Origin of the sequence: Actinomadura sp. 3N407 (assembly GCF_052245875.1) — a bacterium.
Taxonomy (GTDB): Bacteria; Actinomycetota; Actinomycetes; order Streptosporangiales; family Streptosporangiaceae; genus Spirillospora.
On record NZ_JBQQBP010000001.1, the window covers coordinates 551,433 to 570,818 of the forward strand.

Annotated in this window: 24 protein-coding genes and 1 tRNA gene; 16 read left to right on the forward strand and 9 right to left on the reverse strand. The window is 73.0% G+C overall.

Going from position 1 to position 19,386, the window contains the following annotated elements; all coding sequences use genetic code 11:
* Positions 1 to 34: 34 nt before the first annotated feature.
* Together ACTWPP_RS02550 and ACTWPP_RS02555 are read right to left on the reverse strand one after the other, a co-directional pair.
* Positions 35 to 1,015, reverse strand: coding sequence for an anti-sigma factor RsbA family regulatory protein (locus ACTWPP_RS02550; protein ID WP_443102395.1), 981 nt, complete (start codon positions 1,013 to 1,015; stop codon positions 35 to 37).
* Between the two features lie 161 nt (positions 1,016 to 1,176).
* Positions 1,177 to 1,836, reverse strand: a complete 660-nt coding sequence (locus ACTWPP_RS02555; protein ID WP_443102396.1) for a TetR/AcrR family transcriptional regulator — start codon at positions 1,834 to 1,836, stop codon at positions 1,177 to 1,179.
* Between the two features lie 79 nt (positions 1,837 to 1,915).
* On the opposite strand from ACTWPP_RS02555, the gene ACTWPP_RS02560 reads away from it, so the two are divergent.
* Positions 1,916 to 3,505, forward strand: a complete 1,590-nt coding sequence (locus ACTWPP_RS02560) for an MFS transporter (protein ID WP_443102397.1) — start codon at positions 1,916 to 1,918, stop codon at positions 3,503 to 3,505.
* Positions 3,468 to 3,552 (forward strand) — tRNA-Leu (locus tag ACTWPP_RS02565). The genes ACTWPP_RS02560 and ACTWPP_RS02565 overlap by 38 nt, the downstream gene beginning before the upstream one ends.
* A 54-nt stretch (positions 3,553 to 3,606) precedes the next feature.
* Here ACTWPP_RS02565 and bcp read toward each other — a convergent pair.
* Positions 3,607 to 4,074 (reverse strand): thioredoxin-dependent thiol peroxidase, encoded by a 468-nt coding sequence (bcp, locus tag ACTWPP_RS02570; RefSeq protein ID WP_443102398.1) that lies wholly within the window; start codon positions 4,072 to 4,074, stop codon positions 3,607 to 3,609.
* A gap of 138 nt (positions 4,075 to 4,212) precedes the next feature.
* On the opposite strand from bcp, the gene ACTWPP_RS02575 reads away from it, so the two are divergent.
* Complete coding sequence (locus tag ACTWPP_RS02575) at positions 4,213 to 4,539, forward strand: DUF3618 domain-containing protein (protein ID WP_443102399.1); 327 nt, start codon at positions 4,213 to 4,215, stop codon at positions 4,537 to 4,539.
* Here the strand turns inward: ACTWPP_RS02575 and ACTWPP_RS02580 are convergent.
* From ACTWPP_RS02580 to ACTWPP_RS02605, 6 genes are read right to left on the reverse strand one after another with little or no spacing between them, the layout of a single operon-like run.
* Positions 4,490 to 4,846 (reverse strand): anti-sigma factor family protein, encoded by a 357-nt coding sequence (locus tag ACTWPP_RS02580; RefSeq protein ID WP_443102400.1) that lies wholly within the window; start codon positions 4,844 to 4,846, stop codon positions 4,490 to 4,492. The two genes, ACTWPP_RS02575 and ACTWPP_RS02580, sit on opposite strands and share 50 nt — an antisense overlap.
* A 20-nt stretch (positions 4,847 to 4,866) precedes the next feature.
* The gene (locus ACTWPP_RS02585) at positions 4,867 to 6,138 is read right to left on the reverse strand and encodes a family 4 glycosyl hydrolase (protein WP_443102401.1); all 1,272 of its coding nucleotides are present in this window, start codon (positions 6,136 to 6,138) and stop codon (positions 4,867 to 4,869) included.
* Positions 6,135 to 6,812, reverse strand: a complete 678-nt coding sequence (locus ACTWPP_RS02590) for an SIMPL domain-containing protein (RefSeq protein ID WP_443102402.1) — start codon at positions 6,810 to 6,812, stop codon at positions 6,135 to 6,137. The genes ACTWPP_RS02585 and ACTWPP_RS02590 overlap by 4 nt, the downstream gene beginning before the upstream one ends.
* Before the next feature lie 31 nt (positions 6,813 to 6,843).
* On the reverse strand, positions 6,844 to 8,028 hold the full coding sequence (locus ACTWPP_RS02595; protein WP_443102403.1) for an amino acid deaminase/aldolase: 1,185 nt from the start codon (positions 8,026 to 8,028) through the stop codon (positions 6,844 to 6,846).
* Between the two features lie 55 nt (positions 8,029 to 8,083).
* Positions 8,084 to 9,019, reverse strand: coding sequence for an alpha/beta hydrolase family esterase (locus tag ACTWPP_RS02600; protein WP_443102404.1), 936 nt, complete (start codon positions 9,017 to 9,019; stop codon positions 8,084 to 8,086).
* A gap of 34 nt (positions 9,020 to 9,053) precedes the next feature.
* Complete coding sequence (locus ACTWPP_RS02605; RefSeq protein ID WP_443102405.1) at positions 9,054 to 9,341, reverse strand: hypothetical protein; 288 nt, start codon at positions 9,339 to 9,341, stop codon at positions 9,054 to 9,056.
* A gap of 188 nt (positions 9,342 to 9,529) precedes the next feature.
* Between ACTWPP_RS02605 and purU the strand changes: the two genes are divergently transcribed.
* From purU to ACTWPP_RS02670, 13 genes are all read left to right on the forward strand, one after another.
* Entirely contained in the window at positions 9,530 to 10,378 is an 849-nt protein-coding gene (purU, locus tag ACTWPP_RS02610; protein ID WP_443102406.1) for a formyltetrahydrofolate deformylase, read from the forward strand.
* Positions 10,379 to 10,495: 117 nt separating this feature from the next.
* A complete protein-coding gene (locus ACTWPP_RS02615; RefSeq protein WP_443102407.1) occupies positions 10,496 to 11,110 on the forward strand; it encodes a DUF6286 domain-containing protein in 615 nt (204 codons plus the stop codon).
* A gap of 1 nt (position 11,111) precedes the next feature.
* On the forward strand, positions 11,112 to 11,669 hold the full coding sequence (locus ACTWPP_RS02620; protein ID WP_443102408.1) for a hypothetical protein: 558 nt from the start codon (positions 11,112 to 11,114) through the stop codon (positions 11,667 to 11,669).
* Positions 11,670 to 12,123: 454 nt separating this feature from the next.
* A complete protein-coding gene (locus ACTWPP_RS02625; protein WP_443102409.1) occupies positions 12,124 to 13,785 on the forward strand; it encodes a sensor histidine kinase in 1,662 nt (553 codons plus the stop codon).
* Complete coding sequence (locus ACTWPP_RS02630; RefSeq protein WP_443102410.1) at positions 13,782 to 14,453, forward strand: response regulator; 672 nt, start codon at positions 13,782 to 13,784, stop codon at positions 14,451 to 14,453. Before ACTWPP_RS02625 ends, ACTWPP_RS02630 begins: the two co-directional genes overlap by 4 nt.
* 47 nt (positions 14,454 to 14,500) lie before the next feature.
* Complete coding sequence (locus ACTWPP_RS02635; protein ID WP_443102411.1) at positions 14,501 to 14,716, forward strand: hypothetical protein; 216 nt, start codon at positions 14,501 to 14,503, stop codon at positions 14,714 to 14,716.
* 92 nt (positions 14,717 to 14,808) lie between these two features.
* Positions 14,809 to 15,288: an Asp23/Gls24 family envelope stress response protein gene (locus ACTWPP_RS02640; RefSeq protein ID WP_443102412.1), complete on the forward strand. Its 480-nt coding sequence runs from the start codon at positions 14,809 to 14,811 to the stop codon at positions 15,286 to 15,288.
* Positions 15,285 to 15,908, forward strand: coding sequence for a hypothetical protein (locus ACTWPP_RS02645; protein WP_443102413.1), 624 nt, complete (start codon positions 15,285 to 15,287; stop codon positions 15,906 to 15,908). The genes ACTWPP_RS02640 and ACTWPP_RS02645 overlap by 4 nt, the downstream gene beginning before the upstream one ends.
* 159 nt (positions 15,909 to 16,067) lie before the next feature.
* Positions 16,068 to 16,262 (forward strand): hypothetical protein, encoded by a 195-nt coding sequence (locus tag ACTWPP_RS02650; RefSeq protein WP_443102414.1) that lies wholly within the window; start codon positions 16,068 to 16,070, stop codon positions 16,260 to 16,262.
* Positions 16,259 to 16,612, forward strand: a complete 354-nt coding sequence (locus ACTWPP_RS02655) for an Asp23/Gls24 family envelope stress response protein (RefSeq protein WP_443102415.1) — start codon at positions 16,259 to 16,261, stop codon at positions 16,610 to 16,612. The genes ACTWPP_RS02650 and ACTWPP_RS02655 overlap by 4 nt, the downstream gene beginning before the upstream one ends.
* Positions 16,609 to 17,217 carry a DUF6286 domain-containing protein gene (locus ACTWPP_RS02660; protein ID WP_443102416.1) on the forward strand — a complete coding sequence of 203 codons (609 nt, stop codon included), beginning with the start codon at positions 16,609 to 16,611 and terminating at the stop codon, positions 17,215 to 17,217. Before ACTWPP_RS02655 ends, ACTWPP_RS02660 begins: the two co-directional genes overlap by 4 nt.
* On the forward strand, positions 17,217 to 17,795 hold the full coding sequence (locus ACTWPP_RS02665; protein ID WP_443102417.1) for an alkaline shock response membrane anchor protein AmaP: 579 nt from the start codon (positions 17,217 to 17,219) through the stop codon (positions 17,793 to 17,795). Before ACTWPP_RS02660 ends, ACTWPP_RS02665 begins: the two co-directional genes overlap by 1 nt.
* A gap of 393 nt (positions 17,796 to 18,188) precedes the next feature.
* Positions 18,189 to 19,352: a thiolase family protein gene (locus tag ACTWPP_RS02670; protein ID WP_443102418.1), complete on the forward strand. Its 1,164-nt coding sequence runs from the start codon at positions 18,189 to 18,191 to the stop codon at positions 19,350 to 19,352.
* Positions 19,353 to 19,386 lie beyond the last annotated feature (34 nt).

The following is a 19,386-nucleotide window of genomic DNA, read 5'->3' on the forward strand; positions in this document are numbered from 1 at the left end:
CGGGACGTTTTGGAAGCCCAACGCATGGAACCCCTCACTCTCCGTTCACGGGGGCGGGTCGGGTGGTGGCGGGGAGCGCGATCCTCAGCCGGACGACGCTGCCGTCGTCGCCCGTCCTGATCTGCACGGTCGAGCACAGCAGCCGAACGGCCCACAGCCCGAACCGGGTTCCCGACGTGGTGCCCGCGGGGCGCGGCGGGATGAGCCCGTACCCGGTGCCGGGGGCCCACCTCCCCACGTCGGCGACCTCGCAGACGAGGGCGTCGTCGCCGGCCGTCTCGGTCCACATGCGCAGGACGATGGGCGGCTCGCCGTGCCGCATCGCGTTGGTGACGACCTCCGTGACCGCGACGAGGAGCCGCTGGAGGTCCTCCTCCGGCAGCGGCGTCTGCCGCGCGTAATCGGTGACGTACGCGCGCAGCCAGTACAGGTCGGCCTTGTCGATCTTCAGGGTGTCGGCGTCGGACGGCGGACGCGGCAGCGGCTCGCGGTCGCACTGCGCGCAGTAGGCCCACGGGTCCAGGAATCCGGGGTTGGGCAGGGACCGCCCGCCGCGCACGGTCTCGGGGTGGGTCTTGCGGGCCGCCGCGACGATGCCCGCGGGGAGCGTGGCCGAGTACGGGCACATGAGCGCCGCGCCGGTGCCGCGGAACGCGACGTTGACGACGGCCTCGATCCGCTGCCATTCGGCGATCTCCAGCGGGGACCGCGACGACCACACCGGTTCCCCGAGGACGCGCAGGCGGCGTCCCTGCCGGGCGGCGTCGTCGGCCGCGCTCAGGCAGTCCGCCAGGGTCCGTGCCGGGTGCGCGTACCAGGCCGCCGGTTCGCTGAACTCGACGCCGGCGTCGGCGGGGCCGAGCGCGTCGCGCAGCAGCATCTCCCGCCCGGTCCCGCAGACGGCGAGGACGCGGTCACCGGTGTCCAGCCCGTCCTGCAGGAAGGGGAGGGCGCCGTCGAGGAACTGGTCCGCGCCGTCGTAGGGCAGCAGACGGTGCGTGAATGAAGCGTTCACGACGGTCCCCGGCGAACTTGTGATCATGGCGTCACCGACTGTGTCGACGGCCTGACCCGTCAAGCCTAGGCCGCCCGCCCCCGGCCTGCCGAGACCGTTCTTCAAATGATGTCGCCGGATTTTCTGCGCCCCTGTCCGCAATTCCGGCGCGGGTGTGTCCCTTACCCGGGCCGGACGTGTGGCGCCCGGGCGGTCGTGTCCGCCGGGCGGGGCAGGGCCCGGCGCGGTGGACCGTACAGGACGGCGCGGAGTCCGGGCGCGAGCCGGGCGATTAATTCATCGCGCGGCATCGATGCAACGGGTTCCACGCCGAGGATGTGGCGCGAGAAGATCACGCCGGCGAGCTGCGCGCCGAACACGCCGGTGCGGTTCCGGACATCGGGGCCGCCGACGTGGTCGGCGATGCGGCCGATCAGCTCGTTCTCGACGAAGTCGCGCAGCAGCCGGGCGAGTTCGGGGTCCTGGGTCGCGGCCCGCACCATCAGCACCAGCGGTTGACCCCGTTCGGGGTCGTCCCACGCGGTCAGCAGCGCGCGCAGGACGCGTTCGGGCAGCGTAGCGGGGTCGCCGGGCAGCGCGCCCGCGAGCAGCTCGGGCGGATTGGCGATCAGCCCCAGCACCGCGCCGAACAGGCCCTTCTTCGATCCGAAGAAGTAATTGATCAGCGCGGCGTCCACGCCGGCCTCGGCGGCGATGGAGCGCATCGTGGCGGGCCCGTAGCCGTCGGCGAGGAACCGGCGCCGGGCCACCGCGAGGATCTCCTCCCGGGTGTCGGGGCTGCCGCGCCGCCGGCCGCGCGTGGTCCCGGATTTATTCATCATGGTTGAAATATAGCCGGGGCGACTGCCAGATTCGAGGTCACCGAACAGAAACCGAGCACGTGATTCAGGGAGGCCCACCATGGCCGCCACTTCCCCGGGAGGCGGGACCGTCCATCGCGCGGTGCTGCCGACCGTGATGCTGTCCCTCGCCACGGTCGTGTCCGCCGTGGCGTCCCTCAACACCGCGATACCGTCCATCGCCCGCGACACCCACGCCGGGCAGACGGAACTGGCCTGGATCATCGACGCCTACGCGCTCGTCTTCGCCGCGCTGCTGCTGCTCGGCGGCGCCATCGGCGACCGGTACGGGCGCCGCCGCACCCTCGCCGCCGGGCTCATCGTGTTCGGCGCGGGCTCGGCCGTCGCGGCGCTGGCCAGCGACCCGAACTGGCTGATCGCGATGCGCGGGGTCCTCGGCGTCGGCGCCGCCCTGGTCATGCCCGCCACGCTGTCCACGATCACGTCGACGTTCCCGGCGGAGCGGCGCACCCGCGCCGTCGGCGCGTGGGCGGGCGTCGCCGGCGCCAGCGCGATCTTCGGGCTGCTCGCCTCCGGCGCGCTGCTGGAGGCGTGGTCGTGGCGGTCGGTCTTCGTTCTCAACGTCGTGCTGGCGGTGATCGCGCTCGTCGCGACCCTCGCGGTCGTCCCCGAGTCCGCCGACCCGGACGCGCCGAAGCTCGACCTGACCGGCGCCGCCATCACCGTCGCCGGGCTCGGGATCGGCGTCTACTCGATCATCGAGGCTCCGGTGGCGGGCTGGACGAGCGTCCGGACCCTGGCGGGAATCGCCGCCGCGATCGTCATCCTCGCGGGCTTCGTCGGCTGGGAGCTGCGGCGGCCGAACCCGCTGCTGGACCCGAGGCTGTTCCGCATCCGGCCGTTCTCCGCGGGCGCGCTGTCGATCACCCTGCAGTTCTTCGCCTTCTTCGGGTTCATCTTCATCGTCCTGCAGTACCTGCAGCTGGTGAAGGACCAGAGCGCGCTGATCGCGGCGCTCAGCATGGTGCCGATGGCGCTCACGATGATGCCGTTCGCCCGCGGCGTCGCGCCCCGGATGGCCGCCCGGCTCGGCGCGCCCCGCGTCATCACCGCCGGCCTCGTCCTGGTGAGCGCGGCGCTGCTGGTCCTGTCCCGGCTGGACGAGACCAGCTCGTACTGGCTCCTGCTGACGGGCCTGCTCCCGCTCGGCGCCGGCATGGGACTGGCCATGACCCCCGCGACGGCGGCGATCACCGACGCGCTGCCCCAGGACAAGCAGGGCGTCGGCTCGGCCATGAACGACCTGGCGAGGGAGCTCGGCGGCGCGCTCGGAATCGCCGTCCTCGGCAGCATGCTCCAGTCCGGCTACCGCGCGAACCTGAGCCTTGAGGGGCTGCCTGGCCCCGTCGCGGAGCAGGCGGAGTCGTCCCTCGCGCTGGCGCTGAGGGCCGGCCCCCAGGTCGCGCAGGAGGCGCGGGCGGCGTTCGCCGGCGGTGTCCAGTCGGCGATGCTGACAGCGTCGATCGCCCTGGCCGTCACGGCCGTCGCCGTCGCCGCACTGTCCCGCGCCGCCCGTCCCGGGACGGGCAATTCCGTTGCCGAGCCCGCCGATCAGAACGCTAAGCTGAACGCGCTTGCCGACGACGGCACCGGCGGGCGTGGCGAAACCAGGTATACGCGGCAGGTTTAGGTCCTGTTGGTGGCGACACCGTGGGGGTTCGAATCCCCCCGCCCGCACCCCGAACGCGAAGAACCGGCCCGCGCCGCGCGGGCCGGTTCCGCTAGTGGCGGCTAGACGCCGAGGTCGCGGCGGAGACGCTCCACGTGGCCGGTGGCCTTCACGTTGTAGTACGCCTTCTCGATCCCGCCGTCGGGGTCGATGATGAAGGTGGAGCGGATCACGCCGACGACGACCTTGCCGTACAGCTTCTTCTCCCCGTACGCGCCGTAGGACTTCAGGACCTCGGCGTCCGGGTCGGACAGCAGCGGGAAGGTCAGGCCCTCCTTCTCCCGGAACTTCGCCAGCTTCGCGGGCTTGTCGGGGGAGACGCCGACGACGGTGACCCCGGCGGCCTCCAGGTCGCCGAGGCTGCTCTCGAAGTCGACCGACTCCTTGGTGCAGCCGGGCGTCATGGCCGCCGGGTAGAAGTAGAGGATCACGCGCCTCCCGCGCAGCGAGGCCAGCGACACCGGGGACGCGTCGGCGTCGGGAAGCTCGAAATCGGGGGCGACGTCGCCCGGCTGCAGCCGCTCAGACACCCTGGCCCGCCTTTCGCTCGGATGGTGGCTCCAACCGTACCGTCCGGGGTGCGGCGGGCGTTCGCGGGGAAGACCTGCGAGACTGTTCGGATCATGCTTCGCTGGTCATGGTTTCGCCCCACACGATAAGGACACGGCATGGCTGACAGGCCCCGCGACCCGGAGGCGCTGGAAAGGTACATAGAGCGCAACGTCCAGGAGCTCGCACGCACCGTCGACGAACTCTCCGACCGGGTCCATCCGAAGAAGGTCGTGAAGCGGGGCGCCGATCGGCTGAAAGAGGAGGCGGGTCAGGTCGCCAGGGCCGTCGGCGCGATGGTGCTTCCGTCCGCGGACGGCAAGGCCGTCGACGACGAGGAGGCCGAGGGCGGCGGGCCCGACAAGCGCCTGGTGCTGGCCGGCGTCGGGGCCGCCGTCACCGTGACCGCCCTGGTCCTCTTGAACCGTAGGCGCAAGCGCCGCTGAGCCCCGTCAGGGAGGCGCCGGTCCGCGGTCTGCGGCCGGCGCCTTTTCGCGCCGGGAAGCCGCCCTTGCGTCCCGGGGCAGCGGGGCCGGGGCGTTGCGGGAAGGCGTGGGCGAGGAGCTCGGCGGCGATGCGCAGCTCGGCGAGCTCGGCGCGGCAGGGCGGGCAGCCGCGCAGATGCGCCGACAGCTCGTCGGCCTCCGCGCCGGGAAGCCGCCCGAGGGCGTAGACGCCTAGGCCGATGCGGTACTCCCCGCAATCCGTTCCTCCCACAACATGGAGTACGGGTCCGGGACCTGTCCCGTTCACTCGGACGGCCCCGGCCGGGGTCAGGTGAACTGGGGGAGATGCTCGCGGTGCGCGGCCAGGCCCTCGTCCAGAATCCTCTCGGCGGTGTGCTTGCTCCGGACGAACGGGTGCGCCATCAGGGCCTGCAGGGCCGTCCGGCGGTCGCCGGTGACGGCGGCTTCGGACGCGAGCCGCTCGTAGGCGTGGATCGCCTGGGTGAGGCCGCGCACCGGCCCGGGGAGCGGGCCCATCGTCAGCGGGACCGGCCCGGAACGTCCGACGAGCGACGGGACCTCGACGATCGCGTCCGGGTCCAGGGACGGGATCGCGCCGTTGTTGCGGGTGTTGACGATCATCCGGCGTCCCTCGTCGCGGTGCAGAGCGCAGATGACGTCGACGGCGAACTCGCCGTGCTCGCCGCCGCCGCGCTCGCGGGACGGGTCGGGGTCGGCCTTCCCGGACTCGGCGGTGACCTGCTCGTAGTACGCGGGGAGCATGGCGAGGATGTCCTGCGCCCGGGTCGTGCCCTTCTTGCGCAGTTCTTCGACGACCTCGTCGTGGAAGAAGTAGTACTTCGCGTAGGAGTTCGGCAGGAAACCGAGGGTCTTGGCGAGTTCGGCCATGCGGGACGGGTCACGCCACGGTGTCGCGCCGCCGCCGGGGACCTCCAGATCGTCCAGCAGCAGCGGGACGTCGAGGTCGTGGCCGTCGAGCCGGAGCCGCTGCGCCCACGTGGCGTGGTTCAGGCCGATCCAGTCGGCCTCCAGCCCCTCGAACGGGAGGCCCAGCAGCTCGGCCCACATCTCGGTGTCGCCGATGGCCTGGTCGCACAGGCCGATGATGCGCGCGCCGGTGGTGCGGGCGACGGCGTCGGTGACGACGTTCGTGGGGTTGGTGTAGTTGACGATCCAGGCGTCCGCGTCGGCGGCGGACGCGATCTCCAGCAGGACGGGAACGGAACGCAGCGCCATCAGGAACCCGCCCGGCCCGGCGGTCTCCTGCCCGACGACGCCGTGCTTGAGGGGGATCGACTCGTCCAGGTGGCGTGCGGCGAGCCCGCCTGGGCGGAACGTCGTGAAGACGTAGGAGGCGCCGTCCAGCGCGGTCTTGAGGTCGGTGTGCGCGGAGACGGTGATCGCCGCGCCCCGGGCGGCGAACATGTTGCGCGCCAGCCGCGTCATGACCACCAGGTGCCCGGTGTCGATGTCGTAGCAGGACACCTCCGTGCCCGCCAGGTCGCCGGCGCGGTGCAGCAGGCCCCGGATCACGCCGGGCATGTAGCCGCTGCCCGCCCCGATGATCGCGATCTTCACCGCGGCTCCAGGTCCGGCGGCGACACGGTGAAGCGGGCCTCGACGGCCGCGCGGACGATCTGCGTGGCGGGCTCCAGGTCGATCGGCTCGGGCTCCTCGGGCGCGTCGCCGAGGCCCCGCCCGTACGCGGCGGCCAGCGTGACGGGGCCGCCCGAGTCCTGGGGCCGGCCGAGCCCCTCGTCCGACAGCTCGACCAGGCCGGTGAGCCGGGACCCGAGCGCCTCGGCGTAGCTGCGGGCGCGTTCCACGGCCTCGTGCGCGGCCTGCCGCGCGGCCCGCCCGTACACCTCGCTCTCGCGCCGCAGGTCCCAATCGGGGCCGTCCACATAGGTGCGCTCCAGGTCGCCGAGCCGGGTGACCAGCTCGCCGAGCACCCCGAAGTCCGCGACCGTGATCTTGATCCAGACGGTGCCGCGGTAGGCGCGGATGTCGCCCTCGCGCCGCTTGTACTTCAGCAGCGGGGTGATCGCCAGCCCGCCCGTCTCCAGCTTCTCCACGGCCTCGCCGTAGGACTTGACCAGGTCGAGGCAGCGCTGGTTGCGCTCGGTGAGCCTGTCGAGGGCCGTGCGCCGGTCGGATTCCTGCGACTGGACGTGCACGGACAGCCGCGCGATCTCCGGTTCGGCCTCCAGCACGGCCTCACCGCGAACACTGATCATGGGAGCGTCGCTCATACGCCCAACCTAAACGCTCGGGCGCGCGCCGCTACAGGAATGTGCGGCCTTCGCCCCGGTAGGTGGGGACCGTCCGGACGACCCGGTCGCCGTCGAGCAGGTGCAGCGCGTCGAACCGTTCGCAGAGTTCGCCCGCCTTGGTGTGCCGGAACCAGACGCGGTCGCCGATGGACAGCAGGTCGGCCGAGTGGCCGAGCAGCGGTGTCTGCACCTCGCCGGCGCCCTCGTTGGCGTCGTAGGACAGGCCGGTCGGCAGGTACGGCTGGGGCAGGCGGACGGCGTCGGCGGGGCCCGAGGCGAGGTAGCCGCCGCCGAGGCAGGTCGCCACGCCGGGCGCGGGGCGCCGGACGACCGGCTGGGCGAACAGCGCGGCGGGGCGTCCGCTGAAGTTGGAGTACTGGTCGAACAGGTGCGGCTGGTAGAGGCCCGAACCGGCCGCGACCTCGGTGACGGCGCGCTCGGCGGCGGTCTTCTCGACGCTGCCGGTGCCGCCGCCGTTGACGAACTCCAGGTCGGTCAGCTCGCGGACGGCGCGGACGATCGCGGCGCGGCGGCGGGCGAGCTCCATCCGGGACCGCCGCTGCATGCCGCGGATGACGCGCCCCCGCGCGGGACGTCCGGGCGGGACGTCCCCGACGCCGGCGATCTGCGACTCGTAGGCCATGAGCCCGGCGAGGTCGAGCGACGGGCGCTTGAGTATCTGCTCGGTGAACGCGCGGACCTGGGCGGGTGTGCGCAGCGGGGAGCGCAGCGCGCCGATGCGGACCCGTCCGGCCAGCGGGCGGTACGAGGCGTCGATGTCGATGCAGACGCGGACCCTCCGGTCGCCGGCGGCCGACTCGATCAGGTCGAGGTGCTCGGGGGAGTCGACCATGAGCGTGACGGCGCGGGAGGCGGCGGGGTCGCCGGCCAGTGCGGCGATGGCCGTCCGGTCGGTGGTGGGGTAGGCGACGAGGATGTCGTCGCTGACGCCCTCCGAGGCGAGCCAGAGTGCTTCGGGGAGCGTGAAGGCCATGACCCCGGCGAAGCCGTCCATGGCGAGGACGTCCTCCAGCAGCGCCCGGCAGCGCACCGACTTGCTGGCCACGCGGATCGGTTTGCCGGCGGCGCGGCGGACGAGGCCGTCGGCGTTGGCGCGGAAGGCCGCCAGGTCGACGACGGCGAACGGCGCCTCGATCCCGGCCGTCGCGGCGTCATAGCGGTCCCGGAGGTTCATGCTGGCCAGACTGCCACACTACCGGCGAATGTGAAAACCTCTCACGTAATGTCGGTCAGCCGGCGCGCGGATGGGAGGCGAAGAAGTCCCAGAGCATCGCGCTCGCCTTGTCCGGCCACTGGTGCCCGCCTCCATTGATCTTGCAGAAGGTCACCGCGACGCCCCGGTCCCCCTTGCCGGTGCCCTCGCACTCGGTGTCGTCGGTCAGCGCCCTGACCCGCTCGCTCGGCTCGGGCAGCCCGGCGACCCCGCGCCAGAACTCGACGGCCTCCGACACGGGCGGGAACGGCCGCCGGTCGTTGAAGTCGCGGTTCCCGCCGCCGTTGAACGGCACGCTGCCGTCCGCCGTCCCGTGGAAGATCATCGCCGAGACCGGCCGGCCGGGATCGCACTCGGTCACCAGCGCGCCCTCCACGACCCCGATCGCCGCGACCTTCCCGGGCTTCTCGCAGGCCATCCGGTACGCCATCCCGGCGCCGTTGGAGAACCCCGTGACGTAGACGCGGTCCGGGTCGGCCAGCCCGGCGCCGGTGAGCTTGTCGATCAGCTTGGTCAGGAACCCGACGTCGTCCACGTCGCCGATCTTCGCGGCGCCGCAGCAGTCGCCCGCGTTCCACGTCGTCATGACTCCGTTCGGGTAGGCGACGAGGAAGCCGTTCTCGTCCGACAGCCGGTTGAAGCCGGACAGGTCCTCCATCTTGCCCATGGTGGCGAGCCCGCCGTGCAGGGCGATGACCAGCGGCGGCGGGTCGGCGGGCTTGCCGCCCTCCCAATTGCCGCCGGTCACCTTGGACGGGACGTGCAGCAGGAACTCGCGGTGCCCGATCGTCCCCACGTCGATCTTCTGCTTGTGCGTGCCCTGTGAGGTCGGGATGCCGTCCACCTTCGCGGGCCGTCCGCCCTCCCCGCCCGTGCCCTCGCCGCCGTTCTCGTTCGTGCAGCCCGCGAGGACGAGGGTGATCGCCAGGACCACGAGCAGGAGTCGCCGCATGGAAGCAAAGCTAACCCCAAAGGGGGCCCGCAAACTACTCGTGAGTAGTAATCGGGGTGATCCTGACCTCGCGGGCCTCGGCGCCGGCGGCCCGCGGTCGGCGTGGGAGAGCAGCAGGTTGTCGAAGTCGTACAGCAGGCGCGGCGTCGTACAGCAGGCGCGGCGGCGCGGGCGTGTCCGGTGCGGGACGGGGCGCGTCCGGCAGGTCGAACAGCTCGCGCCCGTTCCCGTCCTCGACCACGGGCATCTTCGCCCGCGCGAGGAGGAGCTGCCGGTCCAGCGTGGCGCGGTTCAGGGCACGCCGGGAGAGTCGCTCGGTCATGTGCGTCATTCTCCCGCCCGGCATCCCATGGGCGTGTCCCCGTGACCGGCACGGGGACACGCCGCCCGCCGTCCCGGCCGGGACGGCGGCGGGACGGGCGGGCGGCGCGTAAGCTCGAAACGACCCGCCCTGAGCTGCCGCGTCGCGCCAGGGCCCGCCCCGTCCCCACCGCGACAAGAGTGAGACCGTTGAACGAATATGTGCTGACCCTGTCATGCCCCGACCGGCCCGGCATCGTCGCCGCCGTCTCGGGACTGCTGGCCGAGCGCGGCTGCAACATCCTGGAGAGCCAGCAGTTCGGCGACGGAGAGTCCGGCACCTTCTTCATGCGGGTGCAGTTCGCCGCCCTGGACGACACCGACCCGGACGAGCTGCGCGGCGCGTTCGCGTCCCTGGTGCCCGAGCTGGGGCTGCAGTGGCGGCTGGACGCCCTGGCCGACCGCCCCCGCGTCCTGATCATGGTGTCGAAGGGCGGGCACTGCCTCAACGACCTGCTCTACCGGACGCGGTCGGGGCTGCTCGACATCGACATCGTCGCGGTCGCGTCCAACCATCCCGACCTGCGGCCCCTCACCCAGTCGTACGGGATCGACTACCACCACCTGCCGGTCGGCTCCGGCGGCAAGGCCGCGCAGGAGGCCGAGATCCTGACGCTGGTCGAGCACTACCGCGCCGACCTCGTCGTCCTCGCCCGCTACATGCAGATCCTCTCCGACGACTTCTGCGCCAAGCTGCCCGGCGCGATCATCAACATCCACCACTCGTTCCTGCCGAGCTTCAAGGGCGCCCGCCCCTACCATCAGGCGCACGCGCGGGGCGTGAAGCTGATCGGGGCCACCGCCCACTACGTCACCGCCGACCTCGACGAGGGCCCGATCATCGAGCAGGAGGTCGCGCGCGTCGACCACACCCACAGCCCGGAGGAACTGGTGGCCGTGGGACGCGACGTCGAGTGCCTCGCCCTCGCCCGCGCGGTCCGCTGGCACTCCGAGCACCGCGTCCTGCTCAACGGGGACCGGACGGTCGTCTTCCGCTGATCCCGCGCTCCGTCCCGGCGAACGCGTGAGATGTCGGCATGGCGTGTTTCACTCCACGTGACAATGCCTCACCATGGGTGACGATGTCGGACGTGCCGATGGCTCACGGGGGTGGCCATGACGGAAACGCTGGTCAAGGACCTGATCGAGGAGGCGCAGGGCAGACGGCGGGCGCGGCGGCTCGCCGTCCGCGAGTTCCGGCCGCGCCGCGCGTTCGCCGGCCTCACCGCCGCGCTGCTGGTGACCGTCGCGGGCGGGGTCGCCGCCATCGAACTGCTGGCCGCGGCGCTCGGCTCCGGCGTCCACCCGGTCCCGGGCGCCGCCGCGGTCGCGGACGCGCTGCGGCGGCACTCCTGGCATGACCCGGACGTCCTGCCGCTGACCGGCGCGATCACCGTCCTCGGCATCGCGTTCCTGCTGGCCGCGCTGCCCGGCCGGCTGCGGGGCGTCCCGCTGGCCGGCTCCGACCCGCGCCAGGCGGGCGCCATCGGACGCGCCGCCCTGCGCCGCACCGTCGCGGACGCGGCGCTCGACGTGCCCGGCATCGAAAGCGCCCGCGTGCGGGGCCTGGGGCTCTTCCGCAGGGGTCTCATCGTCCGGGCCGTCACCCACTACCGCAACCCGGCGAACCTGGCGGAACTCGTCCACGCCGCGATCGACGCGCGGCTGGACCGCATCGAGCCGATGCACCGGCCGCAGGTCGACGTCCGGCTCGGCTGGCGGAGGGACTGAGATGAAGATCGCGATCGCGGTGATCGGGGCGGCGCTGTTCGCGTGCGGCGCCACGGCGTTCGCCGCCGGTCTCGGCGCGTTCGGCGCCGTGGCGGACCGGCCGCTGCTCGACCCCGCGCTGGCCCGGTTCGCCGGCGACAACGGCTGGTTCCTGCCGACCGCCGCCGGCGTCGCGGAGATCCTGGCGCTCGCCGGCCAGCTGTGGCTGGTCGTCCAGGCCCGGTACGCCGTCCACCAGTGGTGGCCGGACGTCGACCCGCAGACCCGCGTCCGCGCCAGGGCCGCGGCCGGCGACCTGGCCCGGGACGCGCGCGGACTGCCCGGCGTCCACGACACCCGGGTCCGGCTCACCGGCACCGCGGACAGGCCCCGGCTGCTGCTGAAGGTCGCCTGCGCAGGTGACACGCTGGTCAGCGAGGTGTACGGGGAACTGGGCGCGGGCCCCGTCGAACGCTACCGCCGCGCCGTCGGCATGCCGGACCTGCCGGTGGTGATCCGCTTCCGCCCCGACCTCCCGCGTCCCGGGAAACGCCGCCGTCCGCAACCGGAGGCCGCCTGACCGGCCGGGGGCCGCCCAGCGTCAGGAGCGGGTGACACTGACGCTGGACGGCCGGCCCCGGCGACCGTCCACCGGCGCTTTGAGCTGCGGCGCGCCGCCCTCGTCGGCGGATTCTGAAGGACGAGACGCCGCGGGCCGGCGAAGCGCACCGGCCGGGACGAACACGGCGGCGGCACGTTCGCGGCACACGGGGCGGCGCCCGTCCGGGAGTCCGTGCCCGTGGCGGGCGCGGATCCCGGACGGGCGCCCGCGCCCTGGGCAGACGCCCATGTGCCGGCGGAGCGGGCACATGCACACGGCGGGCGCCTGCGCTGGGGGAGGGGCCGCACAGGTCGGGAGCGAATGGTCGGCGGGGGACTGAATGCTGTGCACCCGTCACTATGCGCGTTCTGATCCGGGTGGTCACCCTTGTGTACATTTCGTTCACGGTGAGTCCGAGACGAAAGGTGGGCGTGTGCGGCGTCCCGGATGGACGATTCCCGGCCGCTGGAGCCTGGCGCGGCAACTGCTGGTGCTGCAGGCCGCGATCGTCGGGCTGCTCGTGGCGGCCGGCGCGACCATCGCCTACCTCGACGCCGGGCGGTCCGCGGACGACGCCGCGACGCAGACCGTGACGGCCGTCGCGCGAAGCATCGCGGACGCGGACAACGTCCGCACCGCCGTCGCGTCCCCCGACCCCAGCCGGCTGCTGCAGCCGTACGCCGAACGCGTCCGCCGCGACACCGGCGTCGCCTTCATCACGATCATGAGCCCGGCCGGGATCCGCTACACCCACCCGAACCCGTCCCGGATCGGCGGGCGCTTCGTCGGCAACACCGGGCCCGCCCTCGCCGGGCTGACGTTCACCGAGACCTACACCGGCACGCTCGGGCCGTCCGTCCGCACCGTCACGCCCGTCTACGACGGCGGGCAGATCGTCGCGCTCGTCGCGGTCGGCATCACGATCCGCGTCATCTCCGCCGAACTCCGGGAGCGGCTGCTCTTCCTCGCCGGGATCGCCGCCGCCGTCCTGGCCGTCGGCATGGCGGGAAGCTACCTGGTCGCCGCCCGCCTGCGCCGCCAGACCCGCGGCGTCGCCCCGGCCGAGCTGCGCGAGATGTTCGAGTACTACCAGGCGATCCTGCACGCCGTCCGGGAGGGACTCCTCCTCCTGGACCGGTCGGGACGCGTCGTCCTCTGCAACGACGCCGCCCGAGACCTGCTCGACCTGGGCCCTCCACAACCGGCCGCCGGGCGGTCGTCGTCGCGGGTCGCGCTCGCGTCGCCGCTGCCCTCGGCGGATCTGCGGGGACGGCTCGTCACGGACCTGGGACTGCCGGACGAGCTGGTCGCCACCCTCGTCTCACCGGAGCCGCGGTCGGACGAGATCCACGTCGCCGACACCCGTGTCCTCGTCGTGAACACCTCGCCCGTCCGGTCGCGGGACCGCGCGATGGGCAACGTCGTCACCCTGCGCGACCACACCGAGCTGCAGGGGCTGACCGGCGAACTCGACACCGTGCGCGGGTTCGCCGAGTCGCTGCGGTCGCAGGCCCACGAGGCGGCCAACCGCCTGCACACGGTGGTGTCGCTGGTGGAGCTGGGCCGCCCCGACCAGGCCGTCGAGTTCGCCACCGCCGAGCTGAAGACCGCGCAGCGGCTCACCGACCGGGTCGTCGGCTCGGTCACGGAACCGGTGCTGGCGGCGCTGCTGCTCGGCAAGTCCGCGGAGGCGGGGGAACGCGGCGTCGACCTGCTCATCACCGAGGACACCGTGATCGAGGGCGTGGCCGGGCCCCGCGACCTCGTCACCATCCTCGGCAACCTCATCGACAACGCGGTGGACGCCGCGCTCGCGGGCGCCGACGTCCGCCCGCCCCGCGTGGTCGTCAGGGCCCGGAAGGACGACGGCGCGCTCGTCCTGGAGGTGTCCGACAGCGGGCCCGGGGTGGACCCGGCCGCGGTGCCCGAGATGTTCCGGCGCGGCTGGACGACCAAGACGTCCGGCGGGCCGGTCGGCCACGGCCTCGGTCTCGCGCTGGTCGGGCAGGCCGTCCGGCGCCACGGCGGCGACGTCCACGTGGGGCACGACGCCGGCGCCGTCTTCACCGTCCGCCTGCCCCTGGACCCGCCATGATCAGAGTGCTGGTCGTCGAGGACGATCCGGTCGCCGCGGAGGCGCACCGCTCCTATGTCGAGCGCGTCGCCGGTTTCGCCGTCTCCGGCGTCGTCCACTCCGGCGCGGACGCGCTGCGGTTCTGCGAGCGCACCGCCGTCGACGTCGTCCTGCTGGACTTCTACCTGCCCGACACCCACGGCCTCACGGTGTGCCGCGCGCTCCGCGCCGGCGGCAGCGACGTGGACGTCATCGCCGTCACCTCCGCCCGCGACCTGGCCGTGATCCGGTCCGCGGTGTCGGTCGGCGTCGTCCAGTACCTGCTCAAGCCGTTCACGTTCGCGTCCCTGCGCGACAAGCTCGACCGGTACGCGCGGTTCCGGGAGCAGGCGGTCGGCCCCGGCGAGGTCAGCGGCCAGGCCGACGTGGACGGCATGCTCGCCACCCTCCGCACCCCCGGTCGCCGTTCGCTGCCCAAGGGCATGAGCGGTGAGACGCTGCAGGCCGTCACCGAGGTGCTGACCGCCGCCCCCGACGGGCTGTCCGCCGCGGCGGCCGCCGACCTCGCCGGCGTCTCCCGCGTCACCGCCCGCCGCTACCTCGAATACCTCGCGGACAACGGCCTGGCGCACCGCCGGCCCCACTACGGACAGGTCGGCCGCCCGGAATTGCGCTTCTACCCCGGGTAGACGGGGTACGCATGGGGCGAGGGTGAAACGACTTCGGGGGAGTTGTCGTGAACGACATGCCAGACAGGGCCGACGACAAGGCGACCGGGGACACCGAGCCGGAGCGGGAGAAGCGCCCGCCCCGCACCGAGGGCCAGGGGCCGAAGAAGAAGCCGGGCGACGCCGCCCGCAAGATGCGCGAGATGTTCAAGGGCCAGGGGCTGCCGCGCGACGTGCGCAACACGCCCCGCGACGGCGGCGCCCGTTCCACGCCGGTCGAGTAAATCGACGTTGACCTGCTCTTTCTTCGATATGGCGGTTTGTCTGACCTGTGCCGAGCATCAATCGCACATCAGCCGACGCATGGGGGAACGTCATGAGCCAGGATGACGCGCGGGTCGCAGGTCAGGGCTCTGCCGGGATGACGCGCAAGCGAGGCGCCGACGGAGGCTCCAGCGAACTCGTCACGCCCGACGGCAGCACCAGGATCGCCGACGCCGTGGTCGCCAAGATCGCAACGATGGCCGCCAAGCAGGTCGGCGGTGTGCACGCGATGGGCGCCGGGATGTCGCGGACGCTCGGGTCGGTCAGGGAGCGCATGCCCGGCATGACGACCGACAGCACCCAGGGCGTCGCCGTCCAGGTCGGCGAGCGTCAGGCCGCCGTCGACATCGACCTCGTCGTGGAGTACGGGCTGTCCATCCCGGACCTCGCCGGCGCCGTGCGCACCAACGTCGTCAACGAGGTCGAGCACATGTGCGGCCTGGAGGTCGTCGAGGTGAACATCACGGTGGACGACGTCCATGTGTCGGGTGACGACGCGGACGAGCAGCCCGAGGAGCCCCGGGTTCGATGATCGCCTGGACGAACGATGTGGGCCTGTTCGCGCAGCCCAGGTCCGCGGCCGGCGCGCACCGCCGCCACGACCCGGCCCCGGACGACCACCGTCCGCACACGCGCCCGGGAGAGTCCGCGGCGCGCGAACGGGACGCAGCCGGAGGAACCGCCTCGGACACCCCGACCGAGCGGGTGCGCGGAGAGACATCCCGGCGCACCGGCGAAGAAACGCCCGGCGGCTCCGGCACCGGATCGCCCGGCGGCTCCGGCACGGGGGCGTCCGGCGGGCCCGGCACGGGGTCGGGCGGTGCGGTGAAGGGCATGCGCGGGCAGGCCGGAGCGGCGTCCGAGAGGCGGGGGGTGTCCGGCGAGCTGGCGGACCGGGTCGCCGAGGCGGCCATGACGTGCCCGGACGTTCTCGGGCTGACGGCCGGTCCGCGCGGCTGGATCGCGACCTACCGCGCGGGACCGCCGCTCGCGGGGGTGGCGGTGCGTGCCGGTGAGGTCGAGGTCGGCGTCGTCGTCCGGTACGGACGGCCGTGTGTTGAGATCGCCGACGACGTCCGGCGGGCGGTGCGTCCGCTGGCCGGCCGGCGGAGGGTGGACGTGCTGATCGGGGACCTGGCCGATGACGGCTAGCGCGGACGTCCGGTGGACCCGCCCCGCGGCGAGCCGCGGAGCGTCGCCCCCGTTCACCCGCGCCTGCGGGCGGACTGCCACGACTGAGCGAAGCGGTGCCGGTCGGGTGAAGGCAGATGACCGCCGTACCGGCGGCCCGAAGGCGAGGGGGAGATCGGGATGGACATGAAACCGCTGTGGCCGCTGGTCGGGATGGCCTTCGGGGTGGCGCTGGGGTTCGCCGGCGCGTTCGGCGGGTTCGGGCCGTTCTTCATCGTCCTGTTCCTCGGCGCGCTCGGATTCCTGGTCGGCCGCGCCATCGAGGGCGATCTCGACCTCGGGCGGCTGATCGGCACGGGCCGGCGGTCGCGATGACGGTCGCGGAGCGGGGCAGCACGACGATCCGCGAGCGGGCGGTGGCGCGCATCGTCGCCAAGGCCGCGGCGGAGATCGACGAGTCCGGCGGGGTCGGCCGGACGGTCCTCGGCGTGCCGGTACCCGGGCGCCGCCCGGCCCGCACCGAGGTCCGGGTGCACGGAGACGTCGTCACGGCCAGGGTGGCGATGTCGGTGGCCTACCCGATGCCGGTGCGCGCGGTCGCGCGGCAGGTGCGCGAGAGTGTGCGCGGCCGGGTGGCGGAGCTGACCGGCCTCACCGTCCGGCAGGTGGACATCGACGTGTCCGAGCTGGGACGTCCGGACGCGGGTGAGAGGACCGTGCTGTGACCGTGCAGGCCGGTCCCCGGCCCGTCGAAGAGCGGCGCGAGCCGAAGCGCAGGGCGCGTAAGGCCGACCGTGCGGCGAAGCGCGCGTTCCACTCGCGCCGGGTACGGCCCGCCATGGTCGGTGCGCTGCTGCTGACGGCGGCGGGCGTGCTGACGGCGATCGAGGTCATCTCGGCGTTGTTCGACCGTCCGGCGCACATCTTCCCGTACGGATGGGTGGGGGACGCGGCGTGGGACGACTGGTACGCGCTCGCGATCTTCGGTGCCCTGGCGCTGCTGGGCCTGTTCTTCCTGCTGGCCGCGCTGCTGCCGGGCAAGTCCCGGATGGTCCCGCTGCACGGCCGGGACCCGAGCCTGATGATGGGGGTGAGCAGGCGCGGGCTCAAGCGCGCCGTCGCCGCGGCCGCCGAGGAGGCGCCGGGGGTGTCGGGCGTGCGGCGGGTCCGGCTGCGCCGCCGCCGGGTGAAGGTGGTCGCGAAGACGCCCGTGCACGACCCCGCGGGGCTGGACGAGGGCGTCACCGCGGCGGTGCGCGACCGGCTCGACCGGCTTGAACCGCTGCCCGGCCGGTCCGTCCGGGTGAGCCTGAAGCATCAGGGGGTGTGATGGACCGCCGTCCCGCGCACATCAACCGCACCGGCCTGACCCTGCTCGGCGCCGTCCTCGCCGCCGGAGGGGGCGCGGGCCTCGCGCGGGGTCTGGGCGTCTTCGGTGACGGGCGGGCCTCCGCCCCCGTCCTCACCGACCAGGCGCGCAGCTTCGCCGACGACAACGGCTGGTTCTGGCCGGCCGTCGCGGCCGCGGCGGTCGTCCTGGCGCTGCTGGGGCTGGCCTGGCTGCTCGCGCAGGCACGCACCGGCAGACTGCCGGGCCTCGCGCTGGAGCCGGACGCCGAGGCCGGGACGACGCGGTTGTCGGCCAAGGCCGTCACCGGTGCGCTCGAGGCCGAGGTCGGCGAGTATCCGGGCGTGCGGAAGGTGCGGGCCCGGCTGATCGGCTCGTCCAAGCGGCCCGAGCTGTGGCTGAACGTCGCGTACGGGCAGCTCGCGGATCCCGCCGAACTGCGCCGGCGCGTCCAGGACGAGGCCGTGCCGCGCCTGCGCGCCGCTCTGGAGCGCGACTCGGTGCCCACGGTGGTGCGGTTGCGTCTGGTGCCCGGGGAGCAGTCCCCAACCGTCATCTGATACTTGACGACACTTTGGGGTCCATTGAGGGCTATTCAATGCTTTTGGGTCTATTGTCCGAAGTGAACGTAAACGTCGAGGACGTGAAGGAGGAATGCTTGTCCGACCTCGAAGTCTCGGGCGGCTCCACCACGGGGTCCTTCGACGTATGGAGGGAACAGACGGACCACAGCATGGGCCCCTCCCGCTGAGCGGCCCGACCGCCCGGGGGTCACGACGGTATACGCCGTGGCCCCCGGGTTATGTCCGTCCGGCCTTCGCCCTGAGTCCGGGGACGGCCGCCCGCCTCTCGGCGCGGGTGTGAGCCAGAGCACCGGGGTAGTGGGTTGTGTTTTCCAACTTACTGATCGCATACTTCGGGAGTGAGTTGGGAAACACAACGGAGGTGAGGGCATGCGGGACGCGGTGATCGTGGAGGCGGTGCGCACGCCGGTGGGCAAGGGCAAGCCCAACGGGACGCTGCACGACGACTACCCGGCCGACCTGCTGGCACGGACGCTGAAGTCGCTCGTCGAACGTGCGGGCATCGACCCGGCGCAGGTGGACGACGTCGTCGGCGGCGTCGTCACCCAGGTCGGCGACCAGGCGCTCAACATCACCCGCACGGCCGTCCTGGCCGCCGGGTTCCCCGAAAGCGTCCCCGCCATGACCGTCGACCGGCAGTGCGGCTCGTCCCAGCAGGCCCTCCACATCGCGGCGCAGGGCGTGCAGAGCGGCGCCTACGACATCGCGATCGCGTGCGGCGTCGAATCGATGTCGCGGGTCCCGATGGGGTCGAGCGTGCTGCCCGGCAGCAACCCCTACGGGACGATGCTCGGCGAGCGGTACCCGGACGGCCTCGTCGGCCAGGGCATCAGCGCCGAACTCATCGCCGCCCGTTGGGACCTGCCCCGCGAGGAACTCGACGCCTTCGCCTACGAGTCGCACCGGCGCGCCGCCGAGGCGTGGAAGAACGGCGAGTTCGACCGCGAGGTCGCCTGGACGGGTCAGCGCGACGAGACCGTCCGCCCCGGAACGTCCCCGGAGGTTCTCGCCGGGCTCAAGCCCGCCTACTACGACGACCGCACGGCCGAGCGGTTCCCCGAGATCGGCTGGAAGATCACCGCCGGCAACGCGTCCCCGATCAACGACGGCGCCGCCGCCGTCCTCGTCATGGGCGCCGACGTCGCCGAGCGCCTCGGCCTGCGGCCCCGCGCCCGCTTCCACGCCTTCGCCGTGACCGGCGACGACCCCCTGCTGATGCTCACGGCGATCATCCCGGCGACCGAGAAGGTCCTCGACCGGGCCGGCCTCGCACTGGCCGACATCGACCTGTTCGAAGTGAACGAGGCGTTCTCACCCGTCGTCCTCGCCTGGCAGCGCGAGACCGGCGCCGACCCCGCACGCGTCAACGTCCGCGGCGGCGCGATCGCCATCGGCCACCCCCTCGGCGCCAGCGGAACCCGCATCATGACGACGCTGCTGCACGCCCTCGAAGACCGCGGCGGACGGTACGGACTGCAGACCATGTGCGAGGCCGGCGGCCTCGCCAACGCCACCGTCATCGAGAGGCTCTGACGGATGAGCCGGCCAGGTCCGGCGGATAGGCTTC

Bases quoted from the DNA above. Each gene is read 5' to 3' on its own strand.
- ACTWPP_RS02555 (WP_443102396.1), bottom strand. From the start codon at position 1,836: ATGATGAATAAATCCGGGACCACGCGCGGCCGGCGGCGCGGCAGCCCC.
- ACTWPP_RS02560 (WP_443102397.1), top strand. From the start codon at position 1,916: ATGGCCGCCACTTCCCCGGGAGGCGGGACCGTCCATCGCGCGGTGCTG.
- ACTWPP_RS02575 (WP_443102399.1), top strand. From the start codon at position 4,213: ATGGCTGACAGGCCCCGCGACCCGGAGGCGCTGGAAAGGTACATAGAG.
- ACTWPP_RS02590 (WP_443102402.1), bottom strand. From the start codon at position 6,812: ATGAGCGACGCTCCCATGATCAGTGTTCGCGGTGAGGCCGTGCTGGAG.
- ACTWPP_RS02595 (WP_443102403.1), bottom strand. From the start codon at position 8,028: ATGAACCTCCGGGACCGCTATGACGCCGCGACGGCCGGGATCGAGGCG.
- ACTWPP_RS02600 (WP_443102404.1), bottom strand. From the start codon at position 9,019: ATGCGGCGACTCCTGCTCGTGGTCCTGGCGATCACCCTCGTCCTCGCG.
- ACTWPP_RS02605 (WP_443102405.1), bottom strand. From the start codon at position 9,341: ATGACCGAGCGACTCTCCCGGCGTGCCCTGAACCGCGCCACGCTGGAC.
- ACTWPP_RS02615 (WP_443102407.1), top strand. From the start codon at position 10,496: ATGACGGAAACGCTGGTCAAGGACCTGATCGAGGAGGCGCAGGGCAGA.
- ACTWPP_RS02620 (WP_443102408.1), top strand. From the start codon at position 11,112: ATGAAGATCGCGATCGCGGTGATCGGGGCGGCGCTGTTCGCGTGCGGC.
- ACTWPP_RS02630 (WP_443102410.1), top strand. From the start codon at position 13,782: ATGATCAGAGTGCTGGTCGTCGAGGACGATCCGGTCGCCGCGGAGGCG.
- ACTWPP_RS02640 (WP_443102412.1), top strand. From the start codon at position 14,809: ATGAGCCAGGATGACGCGCGGGTCGCAGGTCAGGGCTCTGCCGGGATG.
- ACTWPP_RS02645 (WP_443102413.1), top strand. From the start codon at position 15,285: ATGATCGCCTGGACGAACGATGTGGGCCTGTTCGCGCAGCCCAGGTCC.
- ACTWPP_RS02650 (WP_443102414.1), top strand. From the start codon at position 16,068: ATGGACATGAAACCGCTGTGGCCGCTGGTCGGGATGGCCTTCGGGGTG.
- ACTWPP_RS02655 (WP_443102415.1), top strand. From the start codon at position 16,259: ATGACGGTCGCGGAGCGGGGCAGCACGACGATCCGCGAGCGGGCGGTG.
- ACTWPP_RS02665 (WP_443102417.1), top strand. From the start codon at position 17,217: ATGGACCGCCGTCCCGCGCACATCAACCGCACCGGCCTGACCCTGCTC.
- ACTWPP_RS02670 (WP_443102418.1), top strand. From the start codon at position 18,189: ATGCGGGACGCGGTGATCGTGGAGGCGGTGCGCACGCCGGTGGGCAAG.